Source organism: Thiothrix lacustris DSM 21227, assembly GCF_000621325.1.
Taxonomy (GTDB): domain Bacteria; phylum Pseudomonadota; class Gammaproteobacteria; order Thiotrichales; family Thiotrichaceae; genus Thiothrix; species Thiothrix lacustris.
Map to the genome: position 1 here is coordinate 1 of NZ_JHYQ01000022.1, position 16,736 is coordinate 16,736.

A 16,736-nucleotide genomic window follows, 5' to 3' on the forward strand; every position below is an offset into this window, starting at 1 on the left:
CACCCAACGCTTCGCCACCGTCGAACCCGTGTTTGGGAACTTGCGCGGCAACAAACGCCTGCACCGCTTCACCTTGCGCAGCAAAGCCAAAGTGGACGGGCAATGGAAACTGTTTTGCCTGATGCACAACCTCGAAAAGCTGGCACATTACGGGTATGTCGCATGAAGGGGGAAATGATGCTGCCAAACACGCAAAAATGCACCGTATTGAGCGTATCAGGTGGCATTCAGGGCGTTATGGGGAAGCAGGAAGTCGGCAACGCTGAAAAAAACGCCCGGTCGTTTGGGATGTTCAAAAAAATGACTGCCCGATCTGGATGGGATGATCAGATTCGGGTTTTTCTACACCCTCGTTGATGGCGTTACGATGGCCGTCGATGGCGTCACCACTGTAGGTGGATGGATCTGGGATGGTTTAACTAGCGACGACTAAATCACCCGTTTGCAGTGCGAGGAATACTCACTACTCCTCGCACCTCCATCACTTAGATATCGCGCAACAACTCGTTAATGCCCACTTTGCTACGGGTTTTTGCGTCGACTTTCTTGACAATAACCGCACAATACAAGCTGTATTTGCCGTCGCTGGAAGGCAGATTGCCGGAAACCACCACTGAACCCGCCGGAACACGCCCGTACATGATTTCGCCAGTTTCGCGATCATAAATGCGAGTGCTCTGACCGATGTAAACGCCCATCGAAATCACTGCACCCTCTTCCACAATCACGCCTTCGACGACTTCGGAACGGGCGCCGATAAAGCAGTTATCTTCGATAATGGTCGGGCCTGCTTGCACGGGTTCCAATACGCCACCGATGCCCACGCCGCCGGACAAATGCACGTTCTTGCCAATTTGGGCGCAAGAGCCTACGGTTGCCCAGGTATCCACCATCGTGCCGCTATCCACATACGCACCGATATTGACGTAAGAAGGCATCAGCACGCAGCCCGGTGCAATGTAAGCACCACGCCGCGCAATCGCATTCGGCACCACACGCACACCGCCTGCGGCAAATTCATCCGCACTCATGCCTGCAAACTTGGAAGGCACTTTATCGTAATAGTTGGTGCAACCGCCATCCATCACTTCGTTGTCATTCAGACGGAACGACAGCAGCACGGCTTTTTTCAGCCATTGGTTCACTTCCCACTTACCCACGCCGTGCTGGGTAGCAATGCGTAATTTACCTGCATTCAGCAGTTCCAACGCCTCATTCACGGCATCACGGGTTTGCGCGTCAGCATTGCGCGGGTTGATGTCGGCGCGGCGCTCGAAGGATTCCTCGATAATGCTTTGCAGTTGGCTTACGTCTGACATTTTTGTCTCCATATTTGGGGGAAATACTTAAAGGGTTTCGACTACGCGCCGGATACGTCCCGCCGCTTCAATACATTCATCCAGTGGGGCAACCAGTGCCAAACGCACCCGGTTTGCGCCCGGATTCAGCCCATTCACTTCCCGCGACAAATAACTGCCGGGAACCACATTCACATGCGCACGAGCAAACAATTCGCGGGTAAACAGGGTGTCATCCACCGGGGTTTCAGGCCACAGGTAAAAACTCGCGGGGGGCAATTCCACCTTCATCACAGGTTTCAGTATATCCATCACCGCTGCAAATTTCTGCCGGTACAAACGACGGTTTTCCTGCACATGCGCCTCATCTGCCCACGCTGCCACGCTAGCTGCCTGAAACGGTGGAGGCATCGCGCAGCCGTGGTAGGTACGAAACAACAAGAATTGCTTCAACACCTCGGCATCGCCCGCCACGAAGCCGGAGCGCATCCCCGGCACATTCGAGCGTTTCGACAAGCTATGAAATACCACACAACGCTTCCACGCCGTATTCCCCATTTGGGCAGCGGCTTGCAATAAGCCCGGTGGCGGCTGGTCTTCATCAGCATACAGTTCGGAATAACACTCGTCGGAAGCCACGATAAAATCATGCTGTTCCGCCAGCTTCAGCACCTGTTGCAGGGTTTCCAGCGACATGACTGCACCCGTCGGATTGCCGGGGTTGCACAGATACAGTAATTGGCAACGCTGCCAGGTTGCCGCCGGTACAGCAGCAAAATCAGGAATGAAACCATTGTCGGCCGTGCAAGGCAGAAACACTGGCTCCGCCCCCGCCAACAATGCCGCGCCTTCATAAATCTGATAGAAAGGGTTCGGCATTACCACCGCTGCATCAGCACTGCGGTCTACCACGGCTTGGGCAAACGCAAACAACGCTTCGCGTGTGCCGTTCACCGGAATCACGTGTTGTTCTGCATCCACCGAATCAGCCGGAAGCTGAAAACGCCGCGTCAACCACGCCGCAATGGTTTCACGCAAGGCAGGAATGCCCTTGGTCAACGGGTAATTCGCCAAACCACTCCAGTTGGCAGCAATCGCCTGCTGGATAAAGTCCGGGGTCGGGTGTTTCGGCTCACCCATTGCCAACGAAACCGCTGGCAGGTCAGCCGGACTGACGCCTTGAAGCAAGGCGCGGATTCTTTCAAACGGGTAGGCTTGCAAACGGGCAAGATCAGGGTTCATCGCTATCCCAAGTTACGTGCGGAAAACGCCCAGTATACCGGAAAACCGAAAAGCGTCACAAACCCCATCAAACCACTAGGAAAGCTGTGTTACCAAGTCTCGTGGCAAGTTACGCCTGCCGCATGGTATTCCGAGGCAACGTGCAGGGTAATGATTTTTTTGCCGGTCACCGCCTCGGTGACACCATCAATCAAACCAAAGCCAAAATTACACAAAGCATGACTACCTGCTTGAACACCACGGTCTTTCAGCACCAATCCAATCCGACAGCCGTGTAATTCGGCAGTATTGCCTGACAAATTCACGCCATCCATAAACTCTTTTTCCTGGAAAAAATTCGCCACGATACTACGTGCCAGATCAGCATCACCCACCTGCCCTGCGCCCAGACGTTTACCCATCTGCTTGCCTGCATAGCGGAAGACGCTAATCGTGCCTTTTTTACCGATCAGGATCTCAATCTGTTCCGCAAGATCAGCCAACAAAGTGACAAGATCGCGGGTATCCATCGCACAGCGTTTAGGTTCGTTCATATATACACACTCTATATTTTTATTGTCGTATCCCGAAATATAGCAAAATGCTAATACAACAAGATGACAAGTCGACAATTGGTCACGTTATACTGTAGTACTTTGCGCTTGAGATGAGAGATTTTGTATGACCATCAGTTGCGACACCCTCCCCCAAGGAACCCTGAACGTCGAACAGGCACAGGCACACATCCTCGCCAGCATCCCGGTGTTACAGGCCAGCGAACAAGTCACCTTGTGGCAAGCACAAGGGCGCATTCTGGCTGAAACGGTCAGCGCCCCGCTGGACGTTCCCCCGCACCGTAATTCGGCGATGGATGGCTACGCCCTGCGCCACACTGACCTCACCACAACCACCCCATTGAACGTCATTGGCACTGCCTTTGCCGGGCGACCATTTGCGGGCGCTGTCCAACCCGGCGAATGCGTGCGCATCATGACCGGTGCGGTAGTGCCTGATGGCACAGATAGCGTGGTGATGCAGGAAAACGTACAACGCGATGGCGACACCATCAGACTCACCGCCACACTCCAAGCAGGTGAAAACGTGCGTCACCCCGGCGAAGACATGCGCACGGGCGACAGCGTATTACAAGCCGGGGATAAGCTGAATGCGGCTGACCTCGGCCTGCTGGCCTCCCTCGGCATTGGCGAAGTCAGCGTATTGCGCCGTCCGCGTGTAGCTTTCTGCTCAACTGGCGACGAACTCAAAAGCATCGGTGAAACCCTGCAACCCGGCGACATTTACGACAGTAACCGCTACACCCTCTACGGCCTGCTGCAAAAGCTTGACGTGGAAATCATCGACCTCGGCGTGGTCAAAGATACCCCCGAAGCGGTCGAACACGCCTTCCAACAAGCCATGCAACTTGCCGACATCCTCATCACCAGCGGCGGCGTATCCGTTGGCGAAGCCGATTATGTCACCGCCACCTTGCAACGATTGGGGCAAGTCAATTTCTGGAAAATCGCCATGAAACCGGGCAAACCGCTGGCCTTTGGCACACTCGGACAAGGGTTTTTCTTCGGGCTACCCGGCAATCCGGTATCGGTGATGGCAACCTTCCTGCTGTTTTTACGCCCAGCAATCCTGCGGATGCGCGGTGAAAACGTGCCACTTGTGCCTGAATATCACGCCATTTGCGACACCCCTCTGCAAAAAGCAGCCGGACGCAAAGACTATCAGCGGGGTATTTGCCAGCGCGATGCTAGTGGGCAATGGCGCGTCAGCAGCACGGGCGGACAAGGCTCGCACATCCTACGCTCCATGAGTCAGGCGAATTGTTTCATCGCTTTGCCACTTGAATGGGGCAATGTAGAAGCGGGGACAACGGTCAGCATTATACCGTTTGAAGGATTGCTCTAACCGAATGGATAGGCAAAAAAAGAGGCTGCCTTAGCAGCCTCCTTTGAACACGTCGGCTCAAAGTAGTGATTACTTTGCAGCTGGTGTTGCAGCTGGTGTATCAACAGCTGGGGCAGCGGCTGGTGCTGGTGCTGTCGCAGCGGCAGCAGGTGCTGCTGTTTTACTGGCAGCGGCGGCTGCCCGCATTTCGTCAACTTTCTTAAAGAATGCATCCGCTTGGGCACGTTGCATCAGCATCTGCTGATAAATCTGCTCAAAACTCGGTGCTTGTTGCACAGGCATCATGATCATTTGTGGCTGTTGCGCCATGCCTTGACCTTGTGGCATACCCTGCATCGGCATCATGCCCTGAGGCATTTGGCCGGGTGTTTGTTGCATCATTTGTGGCTGCATCATGTTCATGTTCGGCATGTTACCCCAAGGGTTTCCACCACCGTAGCCATTGCTAGACGTGTTGCTGTAACCAGACATGTTGTTGTAGCCATTGCCGTAACCATAGCCACTGCCTTGCAGGTTGCTTGCGCCATCACCGCGCCCGCTACCAGCAGCGTCACTCGCCATATCGGTTTTGCCTTTACCCTTCATGGTAACAGTGAAATCGACAGAGCCATCAGCATCACCTTTGCCACGGCCGAAACCGGATGCATCGCTCGCACCAGAACCGTAGCCCTGCCCCTGACCACTGGTATTCGCTTGACCAGAACCATAGCCCTGACCGGTACCACTACCATTTTCCATACCATCCATAAACTCGGCAGAAGCCAAACTGGACATGGCAAGTCCTACAATGAAAAGTGCGGTGTGAGTGTATTTCATAAATTATTACCTCTTCTCTCTCTAACGGTTGGAATCCGCGACTGCGGTGTATTCAGACAATACTGATGGTATGCCCTGCCTTATGCACTGGCAACAAATTTATCAGCAGCACCTATGGATGGAACCCTTTCATCCAACGGAAGCAAGCCGTAATTGGCACGAGCGCGATCACAGGTGGGATTATGTTTACCATCTTCCCATGATGCGGTGAATTCATGGCAAGTGGATGAGCGCAGCGAGTAAATGTTGCAACTAACGCACTGACCAACCTCACCTTGCAGCGCGATGCAATGGGGTTTGGCTTGGTTTGTACCTAACATAGCGACGTGATGCGGGGCAATCGCTTCTGTCAGGTGTGCAGGCACTAGGCCACCGGGTGCTGCATCGGTTTCCCCCCAGTAAAACGAGACACGAAAACTAGCGCAACACGCGCCACAAGTCATACAGGGATTAGGTTCTAGCAACGCCATACAAGCTCCTTTCAAGATACATCCGTGCCATAGTAGCAAACGAGGTGAACCAATGATGTTAAAGCTGACTTACCCATGCAACTGGACTAATCTATGGCAAACTATCACATTTTGATCACCCCCATATTCAGCAACCACCCGACGACGCCCACATTCACGACCACTGTTACCCAGAACACGCGCTGGAACGCCACTTTGCTGGACTTGTGACGCAAGACTTTTTGCGCGAGTAACGCCCCCGGCCAACCGCCCGTTAAAGCCAAACTGTGCAGGGTGCTTTCCTTAGTGCGCCAACGGTTGTGCCGCGCGGCGGATTTGTCCTGCGCATATACCAGAAACGTAATAACGCTGGCGATTAGGTAGATTGTGAGGATGACGGTAACAGACATAGCCCATTTCATAATAAGATGATTATGGCTATTGTAACTGATACGACAACAACACACCCTCAACACCAGCGTTTTCTAGACGTTAATCCGCGAACGGATAATCCGTATACCCCACCGCCGGATCAGCCAAACCTACACCATAAAACGTGCCGAAATCGGGCGGATTCAGCGGCAGGTTTTCCTGCAAACGCCGTGGCAAATCAGGGTTGGCAATAAACGCTTTACCGAAGGACACCGCATCGGCGTTGCCAGTCGCTAATACAGTCTGCGCACTGTCGACATCAAAGCCTTCGTTGGCGATAAAGAAGCCACCGAAACGCTGTTTCAAAACTGAGCTGATGCTGTCTTCTTTCAGCGCTTCGCGAGTGAAGATGAAGGCGATATTGCGTTTACCCAGCTCTTCCGCCACATAGCCAAACGTCGCCAGCGGGTTGGAATCGCCCATTGTGTGCGCATCACCACGCGGCGCAAGGTGCATTCCGACCCGACCTGCACCCCACACGTCAATCACCGCATCGGTCACTTCCAGTAACAAACGCGCCCTATTTTCCAGCGAACCGCCGTAGGCATCGGTGCGTTTATTGGTGCTGTCTTGCAGGAATTGGTCGAGCAAATAGCCATTCGCACCGTGAATTTCCACGCCATCAAAGCCCGCCAGTTTGGCGTTTTCAGCGCCCAAACGATACGCCGCGACAATGCCCGGAATTTCGTCGGTTTCCAGCGCACGCGGTACGTCGTAATGTTTCTCTGGCCGCACCAGACTAACGTGCCCCTCAGCAGCAATCGCGCTCGGCGCAACTGGCAATTCGCCATTCAAATAACTCGAATCGGAAATGCGCCCAACGTGCCAAAGCTGCAAGAAAATCAGCCCGCCCGCTTGATGCACGGCCTCTGTAGTCAGCTTCCAGCCTTCCACTTGTTCTGCCGACCAAATCCCCGGTGTATCGGGGTAGCCAACGCCCATCGGGGTAACAGACGTGGCTTCGGTCAGGATCAACCCCGCGCTGGCACGTTGCTGGTAATACTTCGCCATCAACGCATTCGGCACACGCCCAACACTGGCGCGGCAACGGGTGAGTGGTGCCATGATGCAGCGATTGCGTAAAGTGAGCTCGCCCAGTTGGGCAGCGTCAAACAATGAAGTCATATCAAGGTGTTCCTGTGTATTGAATAGCCGCGAGAGTAGCACGCTTTCAATGCCCTTACCGCTGACGGATATTTAAAGCTGTCTGCGCCTTCAGTTGATACTTGTTGCGGTGAATAGAGGCGCTAATCACCGCATTATTTGCGGAGATTAGGCTTGTGCTTGCGGTGATTAGCGTCTATAAACACCGTAAACGCTGCGGTGATTAATATGAAATGGATACACGAACGGCCTGAATGGCCACAATTTCACTGGGATGAAAAAGCCCTGAGTACCCCACTGGCACACCTGCGTCACCAACAAGGTCACTTACTGGGGCGGATGTCACACCTTGGATTTTCACTCCAGATGGAAGCCAACTTGAATACCCTAACCAGTGATGCGGTGAAATCCTCCGCGATTGAAGGTGAACAACTGGATCGTGAGGAAGTACGTTCTTCGATTGCCCATCATCTGGGTGTTGATCAGGGCGGTCATCTCCCCACCAGCCGCCATATCAATGGCATTGTCGAAGTGCTGCTGGATGCAACACAGGTTTACCAGCAACCACTGACGGAAGAACGCCTGTGCGCTTGGCATTCCGCGCTGTTTCCGAGCGGCTTTAGTGGCATGACGCCGATTATGGTTGGGATGTGGCGACCGCCTTCTGCCGGGGCGATGCAGGTTATCTCCGGGGCTTATGGGCGCAGGCGGGTGCACTTTGAAGCACCGGATGCTAATCGGTTGCCCGCTGAAATGGCAGCGTTTCTCGACTGGTTTGAGCATGACGGTGGTCTTGACCCGGTATTGAAGGCGGGTGTGGCGCATTTCTGGTTTATCACCTTGCACCCCTTTGAAGATGGTAATGGGCGGATTGCCCGTGCGCTGGCGGATATGGCGTTGGCGCGGGCGGATGCTACCCCGCAGCGCTTTTACAGCATGTCGGCGCAAATTGAGGCGGAACGCAAACACTACTATGAACAACTCGAACGCCAGCAACGCGGTTCGCTGGACATTACCCCGTGGCTGAGCTGGTTTCTGGCTTGTCTGGGGCGGGCAATTGCCAGTGCTGGCGAGGCGTTGGGTACGGTGTTGCACAAGGCCAAGGTGTGGGAACACCTGCACCTTTATACGGTGAATGAGCGGCAACGCTTGATTATGAACCGGATGATGGATGATTTTGAGGGGCACATGAATACCTCGAAATACGCCAAGATGGCAAAATGCTCGACGGATACGGCCTTGCGGGATATTGGTGCGTTGGTAGCGTGGGGGGTGTTGGTACAGAATCCGGCGAAGGGGCGTAGTACCAGTTATCGGCTGGTGACGGCGGGGGAATTACCGCAGTTGTAAGCAATTCCCCCCAGCAACTATCAGGTGCTGAGGGGCGTTAACTCAATGCTCAGGGCGCATATGCGGGAATAAAATAACATCCCTGATCGACGGCGCATCGGTAAACAACATCACCAGCCGGTCAATCCCAATCCCCTCGCCCGCTGTCGGCGGCATCCCGTATTCCAGCGCACGGATGTAATCAGCGTCGTAATGCATGGCTTCATCGTCGCCCGCATCCTTATCTGCCACCTGCTGCATGAAACGTTCGGCTTGGTCTTCCGCGTCATTCAACTCGGAGAAGCCATTGCCAATTTCACGCCCGCCCACAAAGAACTCGAAACGGTCGGTAATGAAGGGATTATTGTCATTACGGCGTGCCAGTGGTGACACTTCTGCCGGGTATTCGGTGATAAACGTCGGTTGCAACAGACGATGCTCAACAGTTTTCTCGAAGATTTCGATCTGCACTTTGCCGAGGCCGTAGCTGTCCTTGAGCGGAATGCCCAGCTTGGTCGCTACGGCTTTCGCACCTTCCAGCGTGTCGATTTGCTCGCCGCTGACATCCGGGTTGAAGTGCAAAATGGAATCGCGCACGCTGATGCGGGTAAAGGGCTGGCTGAAGTCGAAGGTTTCGCCCTGATACACGATTTCATGGCTGCCAACGACATCAGTGGCAATGCCGCGCATCAGGCTTTCGGTCAAATCCATCAAATCGTGGTAAGTCGCATACGCCTGATAGAATTCGATCATGGTGAATTCAGGGTTATGGCGGGTGGAAAGCCCTTCGTTACGGAAGTTGCGGTTGATTTCAAACACGCGCTCGAAACCGCCGACCACCAGCCGCTTGAGGAACAATTCCGGCGCAATCCGCATATACATCGGTAGATCCAGCGCATTGTGGTGCGTAATGAAAGGCCGCGCCACCGCACCACCGGGGATGGTCTGCAACATCGGCGTTTCCACTTCCAGATAATCGCGCTGGAGGAAGAAGTTGCGGATATAAGCCACAATCTTGGAACGCATCATGAACGCATCACGGGTATCGTGGTTCATGATCAGGTCAATGTAACGCTGGCGGTAACGCTGCTCATGGTCGGTCAAACCGTGGAATTTTTCCGGCAGCGGGCGCAGCGATTTGGTCAACAAACGGATTTCTTTAACCTTTACCGACAATTCGCCCGTCTGGGTTTTGAACAGCACGCCGGATGCCCAGATAATATCGCCCAAATCCCAGTGGCTGTAGTCTTCAAAGACGGTATCGCCGAGCACGTTTTTCTGCGAATAAAGTTGGATACGCCCGGATACATCCGAAATCGTGGCAAAGCTGGCCTTGCCCATCAAACGCTTGAGCATCATGCGCCCGGCGATGGTCACTTCAATCGGGTTTTCTTCAAACCACGGCTTGTCATGTGCACCGTACTGCGCGTGCAGGTCGGCGGCTTTGTGTTCACGCACCACGTCATTGGGGAATGCCGTACCCTGTTCGCGCAATTTCGCCAGCTTTTCGCGGCGTTGCGTGATCAGTTTGTTTTCATCGTGATGGTCGTGAGGGGTTTCGTGTTCGCTCATAAAATTCTCGCTATCACAGGCCGCTTTTCAGGCTTGCTTCAATAAATTTGTCCAGATCGCCATCCAATACCGCTTGTGTATTGGCTGTTTCTACGCCAGTCCGCAAATCCTTGATGCGTGACTGGTCGAGAACATACGACCGGATTTGACTGCCCCAACCAATGTCGGACTTGCTGTCTTCCAGCGCCTGCTTTTCGACATTGCGCTTTTGCATTTCCAGCTCATAAAGTTTGGCACGCAATTGTTTCATGGCGTTGTCTTTATTTTGATGCTGGGAACGTCCGCTTTGGCATTGCACCACCGTATTGGTCGGCGTGTGGGTAATCCGTACCGCTGATTCGGTTTTATTGATGTGCTGACCACCCGCGCCGGAGGCACGGTAAACGTCGATGCGTAAATCCGCCGGGTTGATGTCGATTTCAATATTGTCATCGACTTCAGGCGAGACGAAAACACCACTGAACGAGGTGTGGCGGCGGTTGCCAGAATCGAAGGGCGACTTGCGCACCAAACGGTGTACGCCAGTTTCGGTACGCAACCAACCGTAGGCGTAAGGGCCTTCAAAGCTGATACTCGCACCTTTGATACCCGCCACGTCGCCGGGGCTGGCTTCGAGCAGTTCAACCTTGAAACCTTTGGCTTCACCCCAGCGCAGGTACATGCGCAACAGGATTTCCGCCCAGTCTTGTGCTTCCGTGCCGCCGGAACCGGCCTGAATGTCGAGGAAAGCGTTGTTGCGATCCATCGGCCCGGAGAACATGCGTTCAAATTCGAGCTGGGCAACGTGCTTGTCGATGCCGTCTACGTCGGCGATGACGGCATTAGCACTGTCTTCATCGTCTTCCATTTCGGCAAGTTCGAGCAATTCTTTCGCATCACTGAGGCCGGAACTGATCTTATCAATACCGCCGACAATGCCATCGAGAATGGCGCGTTCCTTACCCAAATCTTGGGCACGTTGTGGATTATCCCAGACTTTGGGGTCTTCCAGTTCGCGGGTAACTTCTTCTAGGCGTTCGTGCTTGGTTTCGTAGTCAAAGATACCCCCTCAGAGCGTCCACGCGCCCTTGGAGATCTTTGATTTTGGTATAGGTGGGGTTGAGTTCCATGATTCTGCCAATCTGCAAGAAAAGCTGACGATAATAGCAATCATGGCAGGCGATTCCCAGCAGAAAACAGTCGTTCACGCTAGGAATCCCCGCTCCTTACACTAATACAATAGGTACAAATTAATACGGCGAGGTGGTTTCATAAACGCCATCACCATTCATATCCACACCAACCCAGGAGGCAGTACCCACGAAGTAGTAACGAATTTTGCTGTTACTCGCCCCCGTTAGAATGACTTCTCCGGCTGTACCGCTACTATTCAAGGGTTGTGGTGTTGAAAGATTGACGCAACCATTGCTCCCTTCGCACAACTGTCCAGACAGCGACATACCAAGGTCGTTGACAACCAACATGAGGTTATTATCCAAAAACTGCTGGGATGCAGACTTACGAGTCAGGTTAGACACAGCCGTCAGGTAATCACTGTAGGGATTATAGGTAAATCGTTGCTCACCCGTTTCCGTATAAGTAACCCCATCGTAAGTAAAGCTGCTATTGGTCGTCAGCGTAAAATCAGTGATTTGCTGCATATTGGTATCAAAGCTATGCACAATGAGAGAACCCACGCCATTGGTAATGACGCCATCTTCATTACACTGATTTGAATTAAGATTCAACGTACCTGTATTCGTAGTATCACTCAAGCTACCGCTCACACTGATAGACCCCCCATTGGTGCAAGCCTCATTGAGATCGACATTACGCGCTTGATAACGACTACTATCGACATACCGATCCAATATTTTATCAAGGCTATCATAACGTTGCTGTAGCCTCGTCACACCGCCTAGCATCGCATGGCTCGATGATTTCTCCAAATAAACCGTGCCAGACAAAATCCCCACGGAAGATACCGTTAGCGCTTCATCAAAAATAGCCTGATTAGCAACACTCAAAGCAGCTAACTCTCGTTTTCCTGTGTAAGCACTATTAGCGCTGCTAGCACTGCCAGAGTCACTCCCCCCCCCGCAAGCTGTCAAAAAAACAGGAACAACCATGAATGAGAAAAACTTTTTAATTATCATAACCACTACCATCCATTTAATTGATTTAATCCATTAAATTATAGAATAAATTTGATGAGCAAGGATAGAAATACTGTCGAAATGCCATTCCCACTTAAACCTGCCTCACACCCTACTACCTCTAATTCAATCTCGACAACTGACTCCCGGTCATTTAAGATTCTCCACAATCAATTGACCGGCAGTCATTAATATGAAAAATCATTCCTCGCTTGCATCCCGTTTCGTACAAACCTTGTTACTGGCAACTAGCCTAACAACCCTTAGTGCCATTACCCACGCGGAAGATGCACCACCCGCCGCCACCAATGCAGCACTTGCAGTCACTATCACCAACCCCAGCGCAGCCGATTGGAACAGCGGCATTACGGCCAGCGGTACACTCAGCCCATGGCAAGAAGCGATTGTCGCCTCCGAAATCGGCGGGCAACGCATCGCCAAACTGTTGGTCGACATCGGCGATAAGGTCAAACAAGGCCAGACGCTCGCCATCCTCGCCCCCGAAGCAGTGCAAGCCGACGTTGCCCAAGCCACTGCCCGTGTCACTCAAGCCGAAGCCAGCCTTGATGAAGCCAAAACCAATGCAGGACGCGCCCGCACCCTGAAATCTTCTGGTGCGCTCCCTGCCCAACAAATTGACCAATACCTGACAGGCGAAGCAACCGCAAAAGCCAACCTTGCCGCCCAAAAAGCTGCCTTGCAAGCCCAGCAAATTCGCCTAGAGCAAACCCGCATCACCGCACCCGACAATGGCATTGTGTCTTCCCGCAGTGCCACTCTTGGTGCGGTCGTACAAACGGGCACAGAACTCTTCCGGCTAGTCCGCCAAAACAAGATCGAATGGCGGGCAGAAGTCGCAGGGCGTGATGTTGCCAGCATTCAGACCGGGCAATCCGCCAACCTGACCCTGCCCACCGGCGAAAGCGTCAGCGGAATCGTCCGCGTAGTTTCCCCCACACTCGACGCCAACACCCGTAACGCCATGGTTTACATCAGCCTGCCCAGCGACAGCCCCGCCAAAGCAGGCATGTTTGCGGAAGGCCAAATTCTCACCGGTTCCAGCAAGGCCATGGGGCTGCCACAATCGGCGGTTATCCTGCGTGATGGCAACCGTTACGTATTTGAAGTCAACGCGGATAACCATGTGCTCCAACGCCTCGTCAAAACCGGGCGACAGGCTGACGGCAAAGTTGAAATCCTCGAAGGCATTACCCCGGCTGCACGGGTAGTCGCCACCGGTGGCGCATTCCTCAATGACGGTGACACCGTACAAATCATCGACAAAGCCCCCGAAACTGCCCCCAATAACGCCAGTAACCGGGATAAGCCAAAACCATGAATGTATCCGCTTGGTCAATCCGCAACCCGGTTCCCGCCATCCTGCTGTTTGCACTGCTGACATTCCTCGGTGTCAAAGGCTTCAAAGCACTGGGTATTCAGAACTTCCCCGACATTGACCTGCCCACCATCACGGTCAATGCCTCGCTGGAAGGGGCTGACCCGGAACAGCTCGAAAGCGAAGTCGCCCGCAAAATCGAAAACCAGCTTGCCACCATTGCCGGTGTCAAGCACATCCGCACCACCCTGACCGACAGTTCGGCGAACATTGCCACCGAATTCGATATCGACAAGGATACCGAAGTCGCCCTCAACGAAGTGCGCAACGCGGTCGACACCATCCGCGCCAATTTGCCTTCGCAAATGAACGACCCGATCGTCTCCAAAGTTACCACCGCAGGCAGCGCACTGGTGACGTTCACCGTTGCCTCCCCGAATATGGATGAGGAAGCGCTCTCGTGGTTTGTCGACAACGACATTACCCGCAAACTCATGGCCGTTAAAGGCGTTGGCAAAGTCTCACGGGTCGGCGGCGTCAACCGTGAAGTGCGCATCTCGCTCAACCCGGCACTGATGGCAGGCTTGGGCGTCACCTCGGCGGACGTTTCCGCTCGCTTGGGGCAAATGCAACAAGATGCCCCCGGCGGACGTGGCGATGTCGGCGGCAGCACCCAATCCGTGCGCACGCTGGGGCGGGTAAAAACCGCTGATGAACTCGCCAGCATCGACATCCCCCTATCCAACGGGCGGCATGTACGTCTGGATCAGATTGCCCGCGTTGAAGACACTATTGCCGAACGTTCCACCCACGCCTTGCTGAATGGGCAAGAAGTCGTCGGTTTCCAGATCACCCGTACACGCGGCGCGAGTGAAATTGCCGTGGTCGATGGCGTGCGAGCCGAGTTGACAAAATTTGCCACCAGCCACCCGCAAGTCAAGATTGAGGAAGCCTACAACTCGGTTGAACGGATTCAAGCCAACTACACTGGCTCCATGCACCTGCTCTACGAAGGTGCAGCCCTCGCCATTTTGGTGGTACTGCTGTTCCTGCGTGACTGGCGGGCAACCTTTGTGTCGGCAGCCGCCTTGCCACTGGCGATAATCCCTACCTTTGCAGCCATGCAATATTTCGGCTTTTCCCTCAATATCCTCACCCTGCTGGCGCTTGCCTTGGTCGTGGGGGTACTGGTCGATGATGCCATTGTGGAAGTGGAAAACATCGAACGTCACTTGCGTATGGGTAAAACCCCGTATCAAGCCGCAATGGAAGCTTCTGATGAAATCGGCCTCGCCGTTGTTGCCACCACCTTTACGCTGGTTGCCGTATTCCTACCCACAGCCTTCATGGGCGGCATACCGGGGAAATTCTTTGAATCCTTTGGCATTACCGCGGCGGTGTCGGTGGTATTTTCACTCTTGGTGGCGCGATTACTCACGCCCATGATGGCGGCCTACATGCTCAAGCCGCACAAAGCGTCCAACAACAAGGAGCCAGAGAGTGACGGCTGGATCATGCGCTCTTACCTCAAAACCGTCAGTTGGTGTTTGAAGCATCGCTTTATCACCGTCGGCTTGGCGATTGCTCTGTTCATTGGCTCCCTGATGCTGGCTCAATTGCTACCGAAAGGCTTCGTACCACCAGCGGACACTGCATTAACCTCGGTGTCACTGGAATTACAACCGGGCAGCACGTTGGAAGAATCCCTAGCACTTTCTGAACAAGCGCGGCAGTTACTCGCACCAATGACCGATGTAAAAAAAGTCTTCGCGGTAGCAGGTGGCGGTGGTGGTGGCGTCAGCAGCGGCCCTATGCAGGAAAGCAGCGCAGCGGATGTGCGTAAAGCCAGCCTCACCCTGCAACTCACCACCCGCGAAGAACGTTCACGTTCACAAACCGAAGTGGAAAGCGAAATCCGTACCCGCCTGAAACCATTGCCGGGGGTACGCTTCACCGTAGGTTCTGGCGGTTCTGGCGACAAAATGCAGGTGGTACTTGCCAGTGATGATGGCGGCTTGCTGCTCACCGCTGCTCAAGCGGCGGAACGCGATTTGCGCACCCTGCAAGGCATTGGCAACGTAGTTTCTGGCGCTAGCCTACAACGCCCAGAAATTCACATCACTCCCAATTTCACCCGCGCGGCAGAATTAGGTGTGACCACTGAAGCCTTGGGTGCTGTGGTACGAATCGCCACCAGCGGCGACTTCTCCACCCGTTTGCCCAAGCTGAATTTGCCACAACGGCAAATCCCGATCCGGGTGGAGCTGGAACGTTCAGTGCGCGAAAATCTGGATACCATCCGCCAATTACGCATTCCGGGGCGCAACGGTTCCGTGCCACTCTCTGCCGTAGCAACCGTCGAAATGGGCAGCGGCCCAGCACAACTCGCCCGCTTTGACCGGATGCGTAACGTCAGTATCGACGTGGAATTGAACGGCTTACCCGTCGGGCAAGTGATGGCGGAAGTGGATAAATTGCCCTCCATGCAAACCTTGCCACCGGGCGTCATCCGCCAATCGTCAGGCGATGCGGAGCGCATGGCGGAACTGTTTGGTGGCTTTGGTGGCGCCATGCTGATCGGCGTATTGCTGATTTATATCGTGCTGGTGCTGTTGTTCCACGACTTCTTGCAACCGATCACTATTTTGACCGCGCTGCCGTTGTCAGTGGGCGGGGCATTCGTCGCGCTATTGTTGACGGGGATGAGTTTCTCGATGCCTGCGGTTATCGGCTTGCTGATGCTGATGGGGATTGTGACCAAAAACTCGATCCTGTTAGTGGATTACGCGGTCATGGCGCGGGAACGTGACCAAACCGGGCGCATCCCTGCGCTGATCGACGCTTGCCACAAACGGGCACGCCCGATTGTGATGACCACGATTGCGATGGGCGCGGGGATGATGCCAACCGCGCTGGGTTTGGCAGCCGACCCCAGCTTCCGCCAGCCGATGGCGATTGTGGTGATTGGCGGTTTGATCGCCTCAACCTTCCTGAGTTTGTTGGTGGTTCCAGCCGTGTTTACCTTTATTGATGACATTTTGGTCGGCTTCAGAAAAGTCAGCGGGAAATTGAAACATGCTTAGAAGAAACCCCTCCCCAGCCCTCCCCTTATCAGGGAAGGGAG

At 54.0% G+C, this 16,736-nt stretch carries 16 protein-coding genes; 6 read left to right on the top strand and 10 right to left on the bottom strand.

Annotated elements, in window-relative coordinates; translation table 11 throughout:
• The coding region (locus Q394_RS23080) for a transposase (RefSeq protein WP_038141337.1) at nucleotides 1-166 on the top strand (166 nt) is incomplete at its 5' end.
• Nucleotides 167-174: 8 nt separating this feature from the next.
• Entirely contained in the window at nucleotides 175-357 is a 183-nt protein-coding gene (locus Q394_RS0111470) for a hypothetical protein (RefSeq protein WP_156946700.1), read from the top strand.
• Nucleotides 358-485: 128 nt separating this feature from the next.
• On the opposite strand, the gene dapD is transcribed toward Q394_RS0111470, so the two are convergent.
• From dapD to Q394_RS0111485, 3 genes are all read right to left on the bottom strand, one after another.
• A complete protein-coding gene (gene dapD, locus Q394_RS0111475; RefSeq protein ID WP_028489410.1) occupies nucleotides 486-1,319 on the bottom strand; it encodes a 2,3,4,5-tetrahydropyridine-2,6-dicarboxylate N-succinyltransferase in 834 nt (277 codons plus the stop codon).
• 27 nt (nucleotides 1,320-1,346) lie between these two features.
• Complete coding sequence (dapC, locus tag Q394_RS0111480) at nucleotides 1,347-2,540, bottom strand: succinyldiaminopimelate transaminase (RefSeq protein WP_028489411.1); 1,194 nt, start codon at nucleotides 2,538-2,540, stop codon at nucleotides 1,347-1,349.
• An 89-nt stretch (nucleotides 2,541-2,629) separates the two neighbouring features.
• Nucleotides 2,630-3,073, bottom strand: coding sequence for a hypothetical protein (locus Q394_RS0111485; RefSeq protein ID WP_028489412.1), 444 nt, complete (start codon nucleotides 3,071-3,073; stop codon nucleotides 2,630-2,632).
• A gap of 127 nt (nucleotides 3,074-3,200) precedes the next feature.
• On the opposite strand from Q394_RS0111485, the gene moeA reads away from it, so the two are divergent.
• On the top strand, nucleotides 3,201-4,439 hold the full coding sequence (gene moeA, locus Q394_RS0111490) for a molybdopterin molybdotransferase MoeA (protein ID WP_028489413.1): 1,239 nt from the start codon (nucleotides 3,201-3,203) through the stop codon (nucleotides 4,437-4,439).
• A gap of 69 nt (nucleotides 4,440-4,508) precedes the next feature.
• Here moeA and Q394_RS22730 read toward each other — a convergent pair whose 3' ends face one another.
• The 4 genes from Q394_RS22730 to Q394_RS0111510 form a co-directional block, all read right to left on the bottom strand.
• The gene (locus Q394_RS22730; RefSeq protein WP_028489414.1) at nucleotides 4,509-5,255 is read right to left on the bottom strand and encodes a hypothetical protein; all 747 of its coding nucleotides are present in this window, start codon (nucleotides 5,253-5,255) and stop codon (nucleotides 4,509-4,511) included.
• 80 nt (nucleotides 5,256-5,335) lie between these two features.
• Entirely contained in the window at nucleotides 5,336-5,725 is a 390-nt protein-coding gene (locus Q394_RS20055; RefSeq protein WP_051543332.1) for a YkgJ family cysteine cluster protein, read from the bottom strand.
• Between the two features lie 104 nt (nucleotides 5,726-5,829).
• The gene (locus Q394_RS20060; RefSeq protein WP_051543335.1) at nucleotides 5,830-6,114 is read right to left on the bottom strand and encodes a DUF1294 domain-containing protein; all 285 of its coding nucleotides are present in this window, start codon (nucleotides 6,112-6,114) and stop codon (nucleotides 5,830-5,832) included.
• Between the two features lie 82 nt (nucleotides 6,115-6,196).
• Nucleotides 6,197-7,261: an alkene reductase gene (locus Q394_RS0111510; RefSeq protein WP_028489415.1), complete on the bottom strand. Its 1,065-nt coding sequence runs from the start codon at nucleotides 7,259-7,261 to the stop codon at nucleotides 6,197-6,199.
• A gap of 207 nt (nucleotides 7,262-7,468) precedes the next feature.
• Here Q394_RS0111510 and Q394_RS0111515 point away from each other — a divergent pair, with 207 nt between their 5' ends.
• Nucleotides 7,469-8,590 carry a Fic family protein gene (locus Q394_RS0111515; RefSeq protein WP_028489416.1) on the top strand — a complete coding sequence of 374 codons (1,122 nt, stop codon included), beginning with the start codon at nucleotides 7,469-7,471 and terminating at the stop codon, nucleotides 8,588-8,590.
• Nucleotides 8,591-8,632: 42 nt separating this feature from the next.
• On the opposite strand, the gene lysS is transcribed toward Q394_RS0111515, so the two are convergent.
• The 3 genes from lysS to Q394_RS0111530 form a co-directional block, all read right to left on the bottom strand.
• Entirely contained in the window at nucleotides 8,633-10,141 is a 1,509-nt protein-coding gene (gene lysS, locus Q394_RS0111520; RefSeq protein ID WP_028489417.1) for a lysine--tRNA ligase, read from the bottom strand.
• A gap of 13 nt (nucleotides 10,142-10,154) precedes the next feature.
• A protein-coding gene (gene prfB, locus Q394_RS0111525; RefSeq protein WP_156946850.1) for a peptide chain release factor 2 occupies nucleotides 10,155-11,250 on the bottom strand; the annotation gives its coding sequence in 2 pieces (ribosomal slippage) (nucleotides 10,155-11,177 and nucleotides 11,179-11,250; 1,095 coding nt in all).
• Nucleotides 11,251-11,370: 120 nt separating this feature from the next.
• Entirely contained in the window at nucleotides 11,371-12,249 is an 879-nt protein-coding gene (locus tag Q394_RS0111530; protein ID WP_156946845.1) for a hypothetical protein, read from the bottom strand.
• Between the two features lie 220 nt (nucleotides 12,250-12,469).
• Between Q394_RS0111530 and Q394_RS0111535 the strand changes: the two genes are divergently transcribed.
• Together Q394_RS0111535 and Q394_RS0111540 are read left to right on the top strand one after the other, a co-directional pair.
• Nucleotides 12,470-13,615 carry an efflux RND transporter periplasmic adaptor subunit gene (locus Q394_RS0111535; RefSeq protein ID WP_028489420.1) on the top strand — a complete coding sequence of 382 codons (1,146 nt, stop codon included), beginning with the start codon at nucleotides 12,470-12,472 and terminating at the stop codon, nucleotides 13,613-13,615.
• A complete protein-coding gene (locus Q394_RS0111540) occupies nucleotides 13,612-16,695 on the top strand; it encodes an efflux RND transporter permease subunit (RefSeq protein WP_028489421.1) in 3,084 nt (1,027 codons plus the stop codon). The genes Q394_RS0111535 and Q394_RS0111540 overlap by 4 nt, the downstream gene beginning before the upstream one ends.
• Nucleotides 16,696-16,736: the final 41 nt, after the last annotated feature.

Coding starts and splice junctions, on each gene's coding strand:
- Q394_RS0111470 (WP_156946700.1), top strand. CDS start 175: ATGATGCTGCCAAACACGCAAAAATGCACCGTATTGAGCGTATCAGGT.
- dapD (WP_028489410.1), bottom strand. CDS start 1,319: ATGTCAGACGTAAGCCAACTGCAAAGCATTATCGAGGAATCCTTCGAG.
- dapC (WP_028489411.1), bottom strand. CDS start 2,540: ATGAACCCTGATCTTGCCCGTTTGCAAGCCTACCCGTTTGAAAGAATC.
- Q394_RS0111485 (WP_028489412.1), bottom strand. CDS start 3,073: ATGAACGAACCTAAACGCTGTGCGATGGATACCCGCGATCTTGTCACT.
- moeA (WP_028489413.1), top strand. CDS start 3,201: ATGACCATCAGTTGCGACACCCTCCCCCAAGGAACCCTGAACGTCGAA.
- Q394_RS22730 (WP_028489414.1), bottom strand. CDS start 5,255: ATGAAATACACTCACACCGCACTTTTCATTGTAGGACTTGCCATGTCC.
- Q394_RS20055 (WP_051543332.1), bottom strand. CDS start 5,725: ATGGCGTTGCTAGAACCTAATCCCTGTATGACTTGTGGCGCGTGTTGC.
- Q394_RS20060 (WP_051543335.1), bottom strand. CDS start 6,114: ATGTCTGTTACCGTCATCCTCACAATCTACCTAATCGCCAGCGTTATT.
- Q394_RS0111510 (WP_028489415.1), bottom strand. CDS start 7,261: ATGACTTCATTGTTTGACGCTGCCCAACTGGGCGAGCTCACTTTACGC.
- Q394_RS0111515 (WP_028489416.1), top strand. CDS start 7,469: ATGAAATGGATACACGAACGGCCTGAATGGCCACAATTTCACTGGGAT.
- lysS (WP_028489417.1), bottom strand. CDS start 10,141: ATGAGCGAACACGAAACCCCTCACGACCATCACGATGAAAACAAACTG.
- Q394_RS0111530 (WP_156946845.1), bottom strand. CDS start 12,249: ATGGTTGTTCCTGTTTTTTTGACAGCTTGCGGGGGGGGGAGTGACTCT.
- Q394_RS0111535 (WP_028489420.1), top strand. CDS start 12,470: ATGAAAAATCATTCCTCGCTTGCATCCCGTTTCGTACAAACCTTGTTA.
- Q394_RS0111540 (WP_028489421.1), top strand. CDS start 13,612: ATGAATGTATCCGCTTGGTCAATCCGCAACCCGGTTCCCGCCATCCTG.